The organism is Bradyrhizobium sp. S3.3.6 (genome assembly GCF_040546905.1).
GTDB lineage: Bacteria > Pseudomonadota > Alphaproteobacteria > Rhizobiales > Xanthobacteraceae > Bradyrhizobium > Bradyrhizobium cytisi.
Window position 1 is genome coordinate 397,662 of record NZ_JBEPOT010000005.1, and the last position, 16,395, is coordinate 414,056.

At 64.8% G+C, this 16,395-nt stretch carries 14 protein-coding genes; 3 read left to right on the forward strand and 11 right to left on the reverse strand.

The genetic code is table 11. The features are described 5' to 3' along the window. Window positions 1-1,209, reverse strand: a complete 1,209-nt coding sequence (locus ABID59_RS18300) for a cytochrome P450 (RefSeq protein WP_354084259.1) — start codon at window positions 1,207-1,209, stop codon at window positions 1-3. 83 nt (window positions 1,210-1,292) lie between these two features. Between ABID59_RS18300 and ABID59_RS18305 the strand changes: the two genes are divergently transcribed. Further along, on the forward strand, window positions 1,293-1,796 hold the full coding sequence (locus ABID59_RS18305) for a MarR family winged helix-turn-helix transcriptional regulator (protein ID WP_354031484.1): 504 nt from the start codon (window positions 1,293-1,295) through the stop codon (window positions 1,794-1,796). 233 nt (window positions 1,797-2,029) lie between these two features. On the opposite strand, the gene ABID59_RS18310 is transcribed toward ABID59_RS18305, so the two are convergent. Further along, window positions 2,030-3,880, reverse strand: a complete 1,851-nt coding sequence (locus ABID59_RS18310; RefSeq protein ID WP_354084260.1) for a feruloyl-CoA synthase — start codon at window positions 3,878-3,880, stop codon at window positions 2,030-2,032. 149 nt (window positions 3,881-4,029) lie between these two features. Here ABID59_RS18310 and ABID59_RS18315 point away from each other — a divergent pair, with 149 nt between their 5' ends. Further along, the gene (locus ABID59_RS18315) at window positions 4,030-4,536 is read left to right on the forward strand and encodes a MarR family winged helix-turn-helix transcriptional regulator (RefSeq protein ID WP_354084261.1); all 507 of its coding nucleotides are present in this window, start codon (window positions 4,030-4,032) and stop codon (window positions 4,534-4,536) included. A gap of 206 nt (window positions 4,537-4,742) precedes the next feature. Beyond that, the gene (gene atzF / locus ABID59_RS18320) at window positions 4,743-6,548 is read left to right on the forward strand and encodes an allophanate hydrolase (RefSeq protein WP_502916810.1); all 1,806 of its coding nucleotides are present in this window, start codon (window positions 4,743-4,745) and stop codon (window positions 6,546-6,548) included. 106 nt (window positions 6,549-6,654) lie between these two features. On the opposite strand, the gene ABID59_RS18325 is transcribed toward atzF, so the two are convergent. From ABID59_RS18325 to ABID59_RS18365, 9 genes are all read right to left on the reverse strand, one after another. After that, on the reverse strand, window positions 6,655-7,368 hold the full coding sequence (locus ABID59_RS18325; protein WP_354084263.1) for a GntR family transcriptional regulator: 714 nt from the start codon (window positions 7,366-7,368) through the stop codon (window positions 6,655-6,657). A gap of 4 nt (window positions 7,369-7,372) precedes the next feature. Next, window positions 7,373-7,765 (reverse strand): oxalurate catabolism protein HpxZ, encoded by a 393-nt coding sequence (hpxZ, locus tag ABID59_RS18330; protein ID WP_148751013.1) that lies wholly within the window; start codon window positions 7,763-7,765, stop codon window positions 7,373-7,375. Window position 7,766: 1 nt separating this feature from the next. Continuing rightward, on the reverse strand, window positions 7,767-9,164 hold the full coding sequence (locus ABID59_RS18335) for an AtzE family amidohydrolase (RefSeq protein WP_354084264.1): 1,398 nt from the start codon (window positions 9,162-9,164) through the stop codon (window positions 7,767-7,769). 7 nt (window positions 9,165-9,171) lie between these two features. Beyond that, complete coding sequence (locus tag ABID59_RS18340) at window positions 9,172-9,351, reverse strand: DUF4089 domain-containing protein (protein WP_187434813.1); 180 nt, start codon at window positions 9,349-9,351, stop codon at window positions 9,172-9,174. Between the two features lie 26 nt (window positions 9,352-9,377). Then, window positions 9,378-11,096 (reverse strand): dipeptide ABC transporter ATP-binding protein, encoded by a 1,719-nt coding sequence (locus tag ABID59_RS18345; RefSeq protein WP_354084265.1) that lies wholly within the window; start codon window positions 11,094-11,096, stop codon window positions 9,378-9,380. Window positions 11,097-11,190: 94 nt separating this feature from the next. Further along, complete coding sequence (locus ABID59_RS18350) at window positions 11,191-12,087, reverse strand: ABC transporter permease (RefSeq protein ID WP_148751015.1); 897 nt, start codon at window positions 12,085-12,087, stop codon at window positions 11,191-11,193. Window positions 12,088-12,098: 11 nt separating this feature from the next. Next, window positions 12,099-13,112, reverse strand: a complete 1,014-nt coding sequence (locus ABID59_RS18355; RefSeq protein WP_148751016.1) for an ABC transporter permease — start codon at window positions 13,110-13,112, stop codon at window positions 12,099-12,101. Window positions 13,113-13,397: 285 nt separating this feature from the next. Continuing rightward, window positions 13,398-15,020, reverse strand: a complete 1,623-nt coding sequence (locus ABID59_RS18360) for an ABC transporter substrate-binding protein (RefSeq protein ID WP_354084266.1) — start codon at window positions 15,018-15,020, stop codon at window positions 13,398-13,400. A 334-nt stretch (window positions 15,021-15,354) separates the two neighbouring features. After that, window positions 15,355-16,296 carry an aminoglycoside phosphotransferase family protein gene (locus tag ABID59_RS18365; protein ID WP_502916806.1) on the reverse strand — a complete coding sequence of 314 codons (942 nt, stop codon included), beginning with the start codon at window positions 16,294-16,296 and terminating at the stop codon, window positions 15,355-15,357. Window positions 16,297-16,395: the final 99 nt, after the last annotated feature.

A 16,395-nucleotide genomic window follows, 5' to 3' on the forward strand; every position in this document is an offset into this window, starting at 1 on the left:
TCAAGCCGGCGTGATCGTCACCGGCAGGCTGTCGAGCCCGCGCAGCGTGTTGTTGAAGCGGCGCTTCGGCTCGCCGGTGATGTCGATGCTGGCAACGCGGCGGGCCAAGGCTGAGAGCATCGTCTCACCTTCGAGCCGCGCCACGAGCTGGCCGACGCACATGTGAATGCCCGAGCCGTAGCCGACATGGCCGGAGGTTCGGTGGGTGATGTCGTAACTGTCAGGCTTGTCCCAGCGCCGCGGATCGCGGTTGGCGGCCGCGAGGAACATCAGCACTTTCTCGCCTTCGCCGATGGTGGCGCCTGACAGCTCGACATCGCGCGTCGTGGTGCGGAAGAAGGTCTGCACCGGGCTCTCGAAGCGCACGGCCTCTTCGAAAGCGTTGCGCGCGAGCGTGAGATCGCTACGCAGGCGCTGCCACTGATCGGGGAAGCGAGCCAGGCAATAGACGGCGGCACCGATACCGTTGACCGTGGTATCGAGGCCAGCCGACAGCAGCGAGCGCACCAGCAGCGGCGCCTCCGTGGCTGTTATGGCGCCCTCGTCGACATGGGCATGAATGCAGGCGCCGATGCCGCCCGGCGTCAGGTTGTCGCGCTGGCACTGCTCGGTGACATAGGCCTGGTGCGGCGCCGAACGCGCGATCGCCTCCTTGCGCAACTCGTTCGGCGGACCAAAGGCGTTGAACACCAGGCTCGCATAGGGAATGAGATGATCGCGCCCCTCGGGCTTCAGCCCGAGCGCATCCGGAAAGATTGAGAGCGGGTAGGCTTCTGCTAGATCCGTGATCGCATCAAAACTGCGCTGCTCCAGCAGCGCATCCACGCGCTCTTCCGCCGCCGCGGCAAAACGGTCGCGCAGCCCCTTCATCACGGTCGGCGACAGCACCTTCGACAGCACGGCGCGGGTGCGGGTGTGCTCGGGAGGATCGGCCTCGAGGATCAGGCTCGGCGGCCGCCACGGCGCCTCCTTCTTGAAATCGGACAGGCCGACGCCGCGGCTGGAGCAGAACGTCGTGGGATCGTTCAGAACCGCATGAACCTCGGCATAGCGCGCCACGCCATAGAGCTTCCACTTGTCGAGATAGACCACCGGGCCCGTCTCCCGTAGCAGCTCATGTGTCGGATAAGGGTCGGCAAAGAAATTCATGTCGAAGGGATCGACGTCGAGATGCGGAACGCCTGATGCGGCGGAGCCGGGTGCGCTCATAAAAATCCTCCCTCATTTTGATCTTGTGAAAGGGCGGCGCTTGCCCTTAGGTCTCTGGGCACGCCGCGAGACAGATTCCCGATATGCCGCCTTCGACCAGATCCCGCCAAAAGCCTGCGCCCGCTGAATTCGGGCCGACGCTCGACCTCGATCGTTACGTCCCGGCGTTCATCACCTTCATCGCCAACAAGCTCTCGAACAGCGCGACCGCGTTCTATCAGCGGCAGTTCGGCGTCAACGTCACGGAGTGGCGGATCATGTCGCTGCTGGCGATCGAGCCCGGCATTCCCGCCTCGCGCATCTGCCACGTCATCGGCTTCGACAAGGGCCCGGTGAGCCGCACGCTCGCCGGCCTGGAGAAGCGCGGCCATGTGTCGATCCGCACCGATCCGAACGACGGCCGCACCCATTCGATCTCGCTGACGGCGAAGGGCCGCGCCACCCATGACAAGGTGATCGTCGCGGCGTTCGAGCGCGAACGGCGTCTGCTGTCCTGTCTGAGCAAGGACGAGCGCGAGGTACTGATCGACCTGCTGCGCCGGCTGCACGAAAACCTCGGCGCGGTGACGGGCGGCAGCACCAGCTGACGCGGCGGGCGTGAGGCGCGTCGTATTGCCGCCTTCGGACATGCGCAGGCATTTGCCCGCGGCGCCGTTCCTGCCGAGCATCGTTTCCTCCCAGATCAGGCGCAGCGGTTCCCCCGCCGTCATCCTTGTCCGGAACGATTCGCATGAATTAGTTGCTTAGGCAACAAAATAATCGACGGATAATGCGGCAGAATGGCTGGCATATCCGGGCGAGCTTTGGGTCCGTGAACCGCCTACAGACCAACCCACTCCGCCGACGCATCAGCATTCAACCGCCCCACGGCATCCGCACGGCGTGTCAACACCGCGCGCTGGTTGATGTAGCCCTTGTCGGTAATCTCGCCGCCGTCCACCGATGGCGGTTCGGCGAGCAACAGCGCGCGCGTGGCGTGACCGGAGGAGTTGGCGCACTGCTGCTTCAGTCTTGCGAGACCTTGCGCCAACGTGGTCCTGACCTTGTCGTGCGCCAGTACGTCATTCACATCTGCCGTCCCGGGCAGACCGGCATGAGCGCGGCAGGCTGCGACGTTCGGGAACACCAGAAACCGCACCTCATCGCCGCCGTGACCCGTGACGACGATGTCCTGCGCCAGCGGCGCAAGCGCTGTAATGCCGGCGACGCGCAGCGTGCCGACGTTGACCCAGGTGCCGGAATTCAGCTTGAAATCTTCCGCGACACGGCCGTCGAAGAACAGGCCGCGCTCGGGACGCCCCGCATCGGCAAGTTTTACCGCGTCGCCGATCAGATAAAAGCCCTCTTCGTCAAAAGCCTGCCTGGTCAGCTCGGGCGCTTTCCAGTAGCCCGGCGTCACGTTGGGGCCGCGCACGCGCACCTCGAGCTTGTCGCCGCAAGTGACGAGCTTCAACTCGGTGCCCGGAATCGGCACGCCGATGTTGCCAGAGCGTTCGGCGAGGAAATGGCAGTCGGTCGCCAGCGGCGACGTCTCGGTCGAGCCCCAGGCCGAGACCATCGGCAGCGGCCGGCCGACAGTCTCGATCGAGAGCTGTTCGAGCGCGTCCCAGAGATTCTGCGGCAGCGCGGCGCCGGCATAGAAGGCGAACTTCACCTCGCCGAAGAAGCGGCGGCGCAGTTCCTCATCGCCGCGCAGCGCCGCAATCAGCATGTCGAAACCGCGCGGCACGTTGAAATAGACCGTCGGCATCACGCTTTTCAGATTGGCCAGTGACGTCGCGAACAGACCGGGTGCAGGCTTGCCGCCGTCGATATAGAGCGAGCCGCCGTTGCGCAGCACGAGATTGAAATTGTGGTTGGCACCGAAGGTGTGACTCCAGGGGAGCCAATCGAGGATGACGAGATCGCCGTGGCCCTGCTCCAGAAAGGTCCAGGTCTGCGCCTTGGCCTGCTGGCTCGAGGTCAGCATGCGCTGGGTGTTGATGACTGCCTTGGGCGTGCCGGTCGAGCCCGACGTGAACAGGAATTTTGCGATCGTGTCCGGGGTCACCGTGGCAAAGGCTTTTGCAACGTCAGGCGTCTCAGCTGTTGCCGCAATGGCGCGGAAGGCAAGCGCGCCGGCATCATCGGCATTGCCGCTGATGATCTGCGCCTTATGCAGCGGCTTGATCGCGGCGAGCGCCGCCGCAAACGGCTTTGTTGCGGAGACATAGATCGCGCCCGGCTCCAGCAGCGCGATCATGCTCTTGAGCTTGTCAAAATCCTTCGACATCAGCGAATAGGCCGGCGAGATCGCGGCCGAGGGCACACCGACATGCTGAGCGGCAAGCGCCAGCAACGCATGGTCGATGCTGTTGTCGGAGAGGATGACGAGTGGGCATTCCGCGCTGAGGCCCCTCGCGAGGATCCATGACGCCGCGCCTCGCACCTGCTGCAGCGCCTGCGCATAGGTGACGGTGGTCCAGGGCGATTCGGTACTGCCGCGCTCGGCGAGGAAGATCTTGTCCGGGGTCTGCCGCGCAAAATGCTCCAGCCAGTCGCCGATGCAGCGCGCGCAATCGCGCAAGGGCTCGCCCGAGCGCAGCACAATGCTGCCGTCGGCGCGATGCTCGGCGACGGTCTTTGGCGTTGCGAACAGGCTCGAAGCGTCACCGCGAGTGGCTGACGTCATGGTTTCCTCCCTCGCCCATATCCGGAATCGGCCGCAGCCTCGTTGCGGGCCGCTTTGGCCATAATGTTGGGCGGGACAATTGTTGTCGTCAACAACAATCTTCCGTTGGGACCGCCAAGGCGCTAAGGTCGCGCGGCAGGAGACACGATGTGACAGCCAGGGCAGCCCGAGCCGACACCCGCCCCTCCCCACGCAAACGCGCCGGCAATGGCGCGGCGCGGTGGAACGACGCGGACGAGATCGGGCTGGACGCGCTGGTCGGCCACGCCGGCTATGCGGTGCGGCGCTTCCAGATCTGGATCTTTCAGGATTTCATCAAGACGCTCGGCGACGTCGACATCAGGCCGACGCAATATTCGGTGCTGACCGTGATCGGCGCCAACCCCGGGCTCTCGCAGATGGCAGTGGCAAAGCGCCTCGGCATCGAGCGCGCCCGGCTGGTGCACCTGCTCGACAGCCTCGAACAGCGCAAGCTGGTGAAACGGATCAAGTCGAAACAGGATCGGCGCTCGCACGCGCTGCATCTCACCGGCCCAGGTGAGACGGCGTTGGCCAAATTCAAGCGGCTCGCCATCGAGCACGAGCGGCATGTCGAGGAGAAGATCGGCAAGGCCAACCGGGAGCGGCTGCTTCAGATCCTGGCCGGCTTCACCTGATCAGGACTGCTCATGATTTGGGCAGATGCCCGCAACCGGGCCCTGGCCCGGCCGCCCAATCGATCATCGAGCCATCCCACAAGCTGCTGATCTTTCGATAATATCCGGAACAGCCGCACTGCCCGGATAATGTACACAATGGCACATCGCTTGCTTCATTCCGGGTGAAGACAAGTTGCCGGAGTTTTATCGCCATGAAGGCTGAAATGGGGGCTGAGCAGCCTGAAACGATCGCCGCGATTGTGGCCGCGCATCGCGCGAGCACAATGACGCCGGCGCAGACGGTCGCGCGGACCTATCAGCGCATTCGCGACCACAACGATCCCGCGATCTTCATCAGCCTGCGCGACGAGAAGGACGCGATGGCGGAGGCCGGGAAGCTTGCCGCGAAGGATACCGCCAGCCTGCCGCTCTATGGCGTGCCTGTTGCCGTGAAGGACAATATCGACGCGCTGGGCTTTCCGACCACGGCGGCCTGCCCGGCCTTCTCCTATGCGCCGACGCATGACTCGACGGCGGTCGAGCGGCTGCGCGCGGCAGGCGCGATCATCATCGGCAAGACCAATCTCGACCAGTTCGCAACCGGCCTCGTGGGCGTGCGTTCGCCCTATGGCATTCCCAGGAATTCGGTCCGTGCGGACCTCATTCCGGGCGGATCGAGCTCGGGCTCCGCTGTGGCGGTCGGCGCAGGCCTCGTGCCACTGTCACTCGGCACGGACACGGCCGGCAGCGGCCGCGTGCCGGCCCTGCTCAACAACATCGTCGGGCTGAAGCCGAGCCTCGGCATGATCTCGACCGCAGGTCTCGTGCCGGCGTGTCGCACGCTCGACTGTATCTCAGTGTTTGCGCTGACGGTGGATGATGCCGCACTCGCGCTGTCGGTGATGACCGGTCCCGATCAGGCCGATCCGTTCTCACGCGACCGGCCGCTGGGCGCGATCACGCCGCTTCCGGCAAATCTGCGCCTGGGCGTGCCGCGCAACGGGCAGCTGATCTTCTTCGGCGACAAGAAAGCCGAAGCCGCTTACGGCGAAGCCCTGAAGCGCTGGACCACACTCGGCGCTGAGCTGGTCGAGTTCGATCTCGAGCCGTTCTACGAGACGGCGCGACTGCTCTATGAAGGGCCCTGGGTTGCCGAGCGCTATCTCGTGATCAAGAATCTGCTGGCGTCCGCGCCGGACTCCATCCATCCGGTGACCCGCGAGATCACCGCGGCCGGTGCGCGGCTCACAGCAGCCGAAACCTTCTCGGCACTCTACCGCTTGCAGGGCCTGCGCAAGATCGCCGAGCGCACATTTGCCAATATCGACGCGCTGGTGCTGCCGACGGCGCCGACGGCCTATACGACCGCACAGGTGCTCGCCAATCCGGTCGAGCTCAACAGCCGGCTCGGCACCTATACAAATTTTGTCAATCTGCTCGACCTCTGCGGCCTTGCCGTGCCGGCGGCGATGCGTGCGGACGGCACTCCTTTCGGCATCACGCTGCTGGCGCCCGCCGGCCGCGATGCGATGCTTGCGAGCATCGGGCGCGTGTTCCATGCCGATACGAAGTTGACGCTTGGTGCGAAGGGCGTGGCGCAAGCGCCGCTTGCGGCGCTTGCCAGAAGCAGCGGCGACGAGATCCCGATCGCCGTGGTCGGCGCGCATCTTTCCGGCATGGCGCTCAATGGCGAATTGAAGACGCTGAACGCAAAGTTGATCGAGGCGACCAGGACCGCGCCGGACTACAAACTCTATGCGCTGAAGACCACGCCGCCGAAGCCGGGCCTGCTGCGCGTCGAAGCCGGCACGGGCGCGTCGATCGAGCTGGAGATCTGGTCGCTGTCGTCATCGGCCTTCGGCAAGTTCGTCAACGCGATCCCTGCGCCGATGGCGATCGGTACGATCCGGCTTGCGGATGGCCGCAGCGTGAAGGGGTTTCTCGTCGAGCCGGAGGCGCTGGGCGCGGCGCGGGATATCACCGCGTATGGCGGCTGGCGCGCGTATATGAAGGAAGCCGCGACAACATAGGTCCCGTAGGGTGGGCAAAGCGAAGCGTGCCCACCATCACCGTTAGTTGGGATCGATGGTGGGCACGGCGCGTTGCGCCTTTGCCCACCCTACTCGATCTACTCTATCACACCGACACCGCGTAGATCTCATACTCCCCGCGCACCAGCTCGATATGCGCGCGCATCGCGGCGGCGGCGCCATGCTTGTCGCCGCGCATGATGGCGACGACGACGCGGTCGTGCTCGGCTTGCGACTTTGCGAGACGGCCGAGGTTGCGGAACTGGGCGCGGCGGAACGGCTGCACGCGGACCCGCGTCGCCAGCGTGATCTCGGCGATGTAACCGTTCTGCGAACCCGCATAGATCGCGTTATGAAAACGCTCGTTGACCTCGTGGAAGCGATCGGGATTGCCGGCGTAGCTAAGGACGCGGAGCTCCTCGTGGATCGCTTCGAGACCGTGACGCTCGGCGGCCGACATGCGCTCGGCAGCAAGGCCTGCGCACAGCGCCTCCAGCTCCGCCATCGCCTCGAACATGCCCGTCAGCCGCTCGATCGACGGCTGCGCAACGACCGCGCCGCGATGCGGTCGTGCCTCGACCAGGCCGCTCGCGACCAGTTGCCGCAGCGCTTCGCGTACCGGCGTGCGCGAGACGCTGAAGCGTCGCGCGATGTCGGTCTCGTCAAGCGGCGCGCCGGGCGCGAGAGTTCCACGCACGATCTCGTCGGCAAGCTGGAGACGCAGTTCCTCGGCGCGCGTGACCTTCTGCATCGATGGCGAGGCACGGTCGACACGCGGCACCACCGGCAGTGTCCCGGGCGGAAAATCGTCAAGCGTCATACGGTCAGGTCTCTTTCGACTCGTCGATGATGCTGACATGGGCAGCGACGACGCGCCAGCCCTCCGGGAAGCGAATCCAGGTCTGCATCTGCCGGCCGACCTTGCCGGGAGCCGTGTCGCGATAGAACAGAGTGGAGGCGACAGCCGCATCGCGGCCATAGCTGGTGATCACGGTCTTGGCGGTGCGGCGGCTCAAGCCGACCGGCGAGCGGCCGGCCCGAAAACCCGAGATCGCCCCATAGCCGTAGAGGTTCTCGCCGATGCCGTAGCGCAGCGTGCGGGGATCGTTGCGAAACAGCTCGCCGAGCACGGCGACGTCGTTGGCGACGAGGGCCCGCTCATAGCGCTCGAACGCGGCTTTGACTTCCGCGATCACGTCGGGGAGATCGATCTCCATCTCAAAATCCTCTAGGTGACGGCGCGGCGGCCACGCCCATCTTCTCCAATGCGTGCGCAACGCGCAACGCGATGTCCTCGCGCCAGGGCGCGGCGATGATCTGCACGCCGATCGGCAGCGGCTCGAGCGGCACCGGCACCGCAACCACGGGCAAGCCGATGAACGAGATCGGCTGGGTGTGGATGCCGATATTGGCGCGCACCGGCAATTCGACGCCATCGAGATTGAAATTCACCTGGCCGAGTTTTGGCGCGGTGCAGGGCGTTGCCGGGGCGATCAGCACGTCGACGGATTTGAAGATTTCAGCGAGTTGCGCGCGATACCAACGGCGGAATTTTTGCGCGCGGTCTACCAGCGGCGCCGGCACCATGGCGCCGGCGATCAGCCGGTCGCGCACGGCGGGATCGAAATCGTTCGGACGCTTGCGCAGGCGATCGAGATGCAGCGATGCGCCTTCAGTGGTGGTGATGACATAGGCCGCCGCGCGGGCGCGCGAGGCTTCGGGCACGTCGACCACTCGCGTTGCGCCAAGTGCCTTGGCGATACGGCTGACGGCCTCGACGGCTTCTGGAAATAGGTTCTTCTGGAAGTGCCCGCCGGCGATCGCGATGCGCAGGTCCGAGACCGGATTTGCGAGCAGCGGCGTCGTCGGCTCCAGACCACGTGTTGTCGTGCAGGCTGCGTCGTCGGCATCCGGGCCCTGCATCGCGTCATAGGCGAGCGCGAGATCCGTCACCGAGCGCGCGAACGGGCCGAGATGATCGAGGCTCGCGACGAACGGGAACGAGCGCGCCCGCGACAGCCGGCCATAGGTCGGCTTCAGGCCAAAGATGCCGCAGAAGGAGGACGGCACGCGAATCGAGCCGTTGGTGTCCGAGCCTAGGGCAATCGGCACGAGCGCGCCGCCGACGGCGCTGCCGGAGCCGCCTGATGAGCCGCCGGCCATCCGCGTGATGTCATGCGGATTGCGCGAGGGACCGTCATGGACGTTCTCGCCGGTGAAGTCGTAGGCGTACTCGCCCATGTTGAGCGCACCGACCAGCACGGCGCCGGCCGCTTCCAGTCGCTCGATCAAGGTCGCGTCACGCCTGGACGGTGCGAGGTCGCGGTTGATCTTCGAGCCGGCCCGCGTGGGCAGTCCCGCGACGTCGAAAAGGTTCTTCACCGCGAAGGGTACGCCGGCGAGCGGGCCGACGGTCTTGCCAGCCGCGATGTCGGCATCGATCGCACGCGCTTTCGCACGGGCGCGATCGGCGGTGACGTCGGTGAAGGAATTGAGCAGGGTGTCGCGCTGCTTGATACGCGCGAGCGCCGCTTCGGTGGCATCGAGTGCAGACATCTTGCCGCGCGCAACCGCATTCGCGATCTCGGAGGCCGTCATCTCTGGCTTGGTGGTCATGGCAGCATCAGGCCGTGAAGATCGGCGCCGGCTCGGTGTCGTCCGGCAGCGCGAATTCGTCGACGAGGCGACCAAGCCGCAGCGAGACTTCGAGATTGGCGCGTACCGCGGGCCGCCAGGCCTCCTCGACCGGCAGCGCCAGCGCTTTCGATACGGCGTCGATATAGTCGTCCAGCGGCTCGGCCATCACACTCCCAAACAATCAATGCACTCTCAGTGGATCTGCAACGGCGGATGCGGGATCGCCGTCAGCAGCTCCTTGGTGTAATCGTCCTGCGGATCGCTCAGGACCTGCTCGGAAGAGCCTTCCTCGACGATCCGCCCCGTCCGCATCACAATGACACGATCGCACAACAAGCGCACCACATTCAAATCATGCGAGACGAACAGATAGCTCATACCTAGCCGCGCCTTCAGATCCTGAAGCAGGTTCAGGACAACTGCCTGCACGGAGACATCGAGCGCCGCGGTCGGCTCGTCCAGGATGACGAGCTTTGGATGCAGCGCGATGGCGCGGGCGATGCCGACGCGGGCCTTCTGCCCGCCGGAGAGCTGGTGTGGGAAGCGATCGAGCAGATTGTGCGGCAGGCCGACCATCGTGGCCAGCTCCTCGCAGCGGGCGCGGAGCGCATCGCGCCCCCTGATATCGCCGAGCTGCATGATCGGGTCGACGATGGCGCGCGCCGCGGTAAAACGCGGGTTGAGGCTGTCGGTCGGGTCCTGGAACACCATCTGGATCCGGCTGCGCTGCGGCAGCCGGGCGAAGGCGGCAGGCTGAATGCCGCCGATGTCCTCGCCGTCGAACTGGATCAGGCCGGAGGTCTGGTCCAGCAGCCGCATCACCATCATCGACGTGGTCGATTTGCCGCAGCCGGATTCGCCGACCAGACCGACGCTCTCGCCATGGCCGATCGAGAAGCTGATGCCGTCGACCGCGCGGAACACGTCCGGCTCGACCGGCGGCTTGCGGCCGAACAGTTTTCCGAGCGTGGCGGTGGCGCCCTGGCGGGGATATTCCTTGACCAGCTTTTCGATCAGGAGAAGGGGCTGCTGGCCCTGTGCACTTGCGGCGACGGCCGGGGCAGGCTCCGCGCTCGCGGCTCCCTCCTCCTCCGGCAGCAGATCCCGCAAGCTCACACCGAGCCGCGGCGTCGCGCGCATCAGCTTCTTGGTGTAGGGGTTCTGCGGGTTGGTAAAGATGTCGGCGGCCTTGGCGGTCTCGACCACCCGGCCCTTTTCCATCACCACGACGCGGTCGCAATAGGCGGCGGCGAGGCCGAGATCGTGGGTGATGAGGATGGTCGACATCGCCTTGCGCTTGGTCAGCTCGACAATCAGGTCCATCACCGCTTTCTGGGTGGTGACGTCGAGGCCGGTGGTCGGCTCGTCAGCGATCAGGAGCTGCGGGTTGCAGGCGAGCGCGAGCGCGATGACGACGCGCTGGCACATGCCGCCGGAGAGCTCGAACGGATAGGCGTGATAGCGCTCGCGCGGGCGGGCGATCTTGACCTGCTCCAGCGCCTCGATCGCCTTCTCGCCGTGATCGGCAACCTGGGCCTGCTGCACATGGGTGCGCAGCACGTCCTCGATCTGGTCGCCCACTTTCCGGATCGGGTTCAGTGCGGCGCGCGGGTTCTGGAAGATCATCGAGACTTCGCGGCCGCGCAGGTCGCGCATCTGGCCTTCGGTCGCGGCCTTGACGTCGATGCCGGAGAACATCACCGAGCCCTCGGCGATCCTCCCGGCGCGATCGAGGATGCGCATCACCGCGTAGGACGTCACCGACTTGCCGGAGCCGGACTCGCCGACGATGGCGAGCGTCTCGCCCCTGGCGACGGAGATGTTGACGTGCTGCACGGCTTTGACAATGCCGCGCCGGGTGGTGAATTCGACGGTGAGGTCCTGGACCTCGAGCAGCGGCTGGGCGGTCATGGATGCCTCCCGTCACTCAAAAAGCTCGAAAACAACCCCATGCACAGTAGAGCGGCGTTGAAATCATTAGAGAATTCTCGCGGAAATGGGGCCATCACGTTCTCCGCTGGGGATCGACGATGTCGCGCAGGCCGTCGCCGAGGAGGTTGAAGCAGAACACGGCGATCATCAGCGCGAGGCCGGGGAAGAGCGCGATCCACCATTCGCCCGAGACCATGAAGCCCGCGCCTTCAGCGACCATGATGCCCCATTCGGCGGTCGGCGGGCGGACGCCGAGGCCGATGAAGGACAGGCCGGCGGCATTGAGGATGGCGTAGCCCATGGTCAGCGACATCTGCACGATCATGATCGGCATGATGTTCGGCAGGATATGCACCAGCAGGATGCGGAATTCGCCGTTGCCGGAGAGACGCGCCGCCTGCACGAAGCCGGCATTGCGGCGCACGTTCGCTTCGGCGCGCGCGACGCGGGCGTAGAGCGGGAAGTTGACGATGGCGGTGGCCAGAATGATGTTCTGCACGGTGTTGCCGAGCGCGGCGACAATGCCCATCGCCAGCACGAACAGCGGGAAGGCCATGATGGTGTCGGCGATACGGCCGACGATGCGATCGGTCCAGCCCCCAAAGTAACCGGCTGCGATGCCGGCGAGCCCGCCCATCAGGAACACCAGCACGACGGAGGCGACCGCGATGAAGGTATCGAGCCGCGTCGCCACCACGACGCGGCTGAAAATGTCGCGCCCAAGCTGATCGGTGCCGAACCAGTGCGCCGCCGATGGTGCTTTCAACGCCGCCGCGGTGTCGGAGGCGAGCGGATCGTACGGCACCGTGTAGGGACCGAAGATCGCCGCAAGGAGGATCACGATCAGCAGGGCGAAGGAAAAGCCCGTGACCTTGTTCTCGCCGAGGACATAGCGGGTCTGTTCGAGGATCGCGACCAGTCCCGAGGTGCGGGCGGGACCGGGTTCAACGGCTGGCGCGACGGTGCTCATAGCGTGTCCCCCTACCCTTCAAGCCGCACGCGTGGATCGATCACGCCATAGAGAATGTCGATCACCAGATTCAAGAGCACGTACATCACCGCCATGGTCAGCACGAAGCCCTGCACCGGCGCGAAGTCCGACGAGATCAGCGCTTCCACCGCGTAGGAGCCGATGCCGGGCCAGGCGAACACTTTTTCGACCAGCACGTTGGCGCCGAGCAGGAACGAGAACACCATGCTGAGCGTGGTGATGACAGGCAGCATCGCATTGCGAAACGCATAGGTGACGATGACTGTCGTCGGCGACAGGCCGCTGGCGCGCGCGGTGCGGACGAATTCCGACGACAGTACCGCGAGCATCGAGGCGCGCGTCATGCGCGCGATCGGCGCCAGCGAGAAGATCGCGAGCGTCGTCGCGGGCAGGATGAGCTGGCTCAACGCCGAGCGGAACGCTTCGAAGTCGCGCGCAATCAGCGTGTCGATCAGATAGAAGCCGGTGACCGTCGGCGGCGCGCTGTAGAACACATCGAGACGGCCGAGCGGTGCGGGCGACCAGCCGAGCCGGAAATAGAAGAAATAGACCAGCACCAGGCCGGTGAAGAACACGGGGAGCGAGACGCCCGCTGTTGTCGTGATGCGACATAAGTGGTCGATCCACGACCCTGGTCGCGTTGCCGCGAGGACGCCGAGCGGAATGGCGATGACGATGGAGACGATCAGGCCGAGCAGTGTCAGCTCGGCCGAAGCCGGAAGCCGGTTGCGAATTTCGGCCGCGACCGGCTGGCCTGTCGTGAGCGAGTTGCCGAAATCGCCGTGTGCGAGATCGTTGGTGTAGCGGAAGAACTGTTCGATCAGCGGCTTGTCGAGGCCGAGCTTCTTGCGGATCTGCTCGACGGCTTCTTTCGTTGCGGCCGGGCCAGCGAAGTACGCGGCGGGATCACCGGGCAGCGCGCGCGTCAGCAGGAAGGTGACGATGACGACGCCGATCAGCGAGGGAATCGCGAACATCAGGCGCTTGCCGATCATGGTCAGCATGGCGTGGGACTCCTGACGTTGAACTGAAATCGAGCCGCGCATACCGCTGCGCCCCCTCTCCCCTTGTGGGAGAGGCGTAGGCCGCCTTCGTCGGCCGTCCTTACAATCAACGCCGAAGCGAAGCTTCGGCTATGGGTGAGGGGTGACCCCAAGCGAGCTCGGAGTTCGTGGCTACCCCTCACCCTGCCCCTCTCCCACAAGGGGAGAGGGAATGAGAGGAAGGTGTCCGCCTCACTCGGCAGGCCAGCCAGCGTCGCGACCTTTTCACGCGCGCTCGGCATCCGCTCACCCCTTCGCCAGCGCGCGGTAGTCGAGGCGGCGGTGGAACCAATATTGGTAGCCCGAGATGTTCTTCTGCATCGCGACGTTGACGAAGGGCTGGTACAGCGGGATGCGCGGGATGTCGGTGTAGGCGAGATCGACGAAGCCTTTCACGTCGGTGTCATACGTCGCCATGTCGCCGGTCGCGGCTGCGGTGCGCGCGCCGTCGATCAGCTTGTCCATCTCCGCCGACTTGTAGCTCATGGTGTTGAAGACGGAATTGTTGCCGTGATAGCACCAGTAGAAGAAGTACTCGGGGTAATCGAGCCAGCCCGAGAACACGTTGGTGAAGAGCGGCATCTCCTTCTTGTTCAACTCGGTGCGCCAGTTGGCGCCGGGCACCTTGTTGATGGTGGTCTTGATGCCGATCTGGGCGAGGCTTTCCTGCACCAGCACGCAGAGCGGCTCGTTGACGCCGGCGAAGTTGAGATCGAAGGAGATCGTGGTCTCGAAGCCGCTGGCGAGGCCGGCTTCCGCCATCAGCGCCTTCGCCTTCTCAATGTCGGTGTTGTATTTGTGCGGCTGCGGCCAGGCGACTTCGGTCGGCTTGTCCTTCGCGGCGCCGAACATGGGGTTCGCGAGGCCGAACATCACGGCATCCATGATCTTCTGGTAGGGCAGCGCGTAGGCCACCGCCTGACGGACTTTTGGATTATCGAACGGCGGCTTGGTGACGTTCATGCCGATATACTGGATGCCGTTGGAGAACGGCAGCGACACCACGTTGAGCTTGCCGCTGGCCTTCATCTCCTGGAAATCCTTGTTCGGGAGCTCATAGGAGATGTCGGCGTCGCCGCGCTCCAGCAGCGCGCGGCGGTTGCCGGCCTGCGGCACCATGCGCCAGATCACGCGCTTGATCTTCGGCAGCGGACCGCAGACCCAATCCTCATTGCGCTCCATGATCACTTCGGTGCCCGCGGTCCACTTCGTCACTTTGTAGGCGCCGGAGCCCGCGGTCTGCTGCTTGGTAAATTCGAGGCCCCAGGGATCCTTCTCGTTGGCATTCTTCTTCACGAGCTCGGAGTTGACGATGCAGGGCACGATCACCGCGAGATCGGGGACCGTCAGCCTGTCCTTCTTCAGGAAGTCGACGCGCACGGTGTGGTCGTCGATGACGACGAACTGCTCCGGCTTGGTCAGCGAGCCCGCGCTCATCTGGAAGGTCGGGAAGCCGCCGACGCTGACCGCACGATCGAGCGACCATTTCACGTCCCTGGCGGTGACGGGCGTGCCGTCGTGGAATTTGGCGTTCTTGCGCAGCTTGAAGGTGACCGACATGTCGTCGATCTTGAACTCCTCGGCGAGCTCACCCTTGAACTTGTCGCGGTCGTAATAGGGCACGCCGCCGGGGCCGGTCTTCATCTCGTGGCTGATCAGCCGGTCGTAGCAATTCCAGGACACTTCATAGCCGGGCACATTGGTGCCGACGCCGTGGATGTCGAGGTTGTTCGGGCCGCCTTCGGAGACGATCAGCAGCGTCTCCGAGCGCGCGTCGGCATAGGCCGAGGAGACCACGGACGGAATGACCGGAAGCGTCGCGCCGGCGGCCAATCCGGAGACGGACTTGAGAAAATCGCGGCGCTTCATGAAAATGCTCCAACTCAAAAAGTTTCTGGTTGGAACTGGATTCGCAAGGTTCGTGCCAAGGCTTGGAAGCGACGCACGCCGGCCCAACAGCCTGAAAGAATAAGGCATTTCAGATTTCGGCCTCAAAGGGTTCTCAGGATCATTGCATACAGAGACGCATAATTGCCTATTTTCTAGGCGCATCGAAGCCAGAGCCCGCTTAATGAGCGTTGCCCGTCATTCCGGGGCGATGCGAAGCATCGAGCCCGGAATCCATCGGGCCACGGAACGCGAGGGAAGATGGATTCCGGGCTCGCCGCTGTGCGGCGCCCCGGAATGACGGAGCGGGAGGCGCTCACCCCGCCCAGATCAACTCCTGCAGCGCGATCAGATCGTCCACCTTGTCCTGCCAGCCCGCGATGCAGATGTGGCTGTTGAGGTCGCTGGCGTGGTGCAGCAGCATCAGCGCCATCAGGCGCCGCTTCAGCGCGTAGTCCAGCTTCTCGTAGCCAAACCCTTCGAGCAGGCTGCGCACCCTCCCCGGCCGGCCCGCCGACATGAACGCACTCGGTCCGAGCAGATCGTAATCGCGCCATCCAGCCTTCACGTCGCCGAAGTCGAACAGGCCGGCGAGCGACCAGTCGCCGTCGTGGCAGGCGAGCAGAAAATTTTCCGGAATGTATTCGCCGATCAGGATCACCGGCGGTGCGTCGACCGGAATCAGCGTTGCGGCGTCGTGCAGGAGATCATCGAGGCCAGCTAGGAATTTTGGCGCGAGGCCGAGATGCGTGTGCCTGTTACGGCAGCCCTGCATCTGCGTGCGCATGAACGCATCCCAGCGCGGCTCGATTTGCGCCAGCGGGCCGAGCGGCGCGCGCTGCACGGCGGCAATGGTCTCGCCGATCTGGCGCAGCACGCGCTCCTTCTGCGCTTCCGGCAGTTGTGGCCAGACATCCGACCCGAGCGTGCCGGTGAGGTGCGTGATGATGAGATAGGGCCAGCCGTCACGCTCACCCTCCGCGACGATCTCCGGAATCGGCAGATGAAGCCGACCCTTCAGCTGCATCAGCGAGCCGCGTTCGGAGACGAATTGCGCGCGCAGCACCGGCGGGAAGATTTTCAGGATCAGCTTCTCGCCAAGCCCGACCACGAGATTGGTGCCGGTCGAAAATACATGCGGCGAGCTGGTGTCGATGCCGTGGCCGCGCGCGATATCGAGCACGATCGGCAGCCATTGCGAGGAAGCGGAGCGAAAGGCGCGGAAGCTCACCGCATCAGCGAAGTGGGGTAGTGTCATCGACATCGCGCCTTTGTGCACTCGAGTTCGTCGTGCCCGGGCTTGTCCCGGGCATCCACGCTTTTCGTGCTGGGGGGCAGGCGTGGATGGCCGGGACAA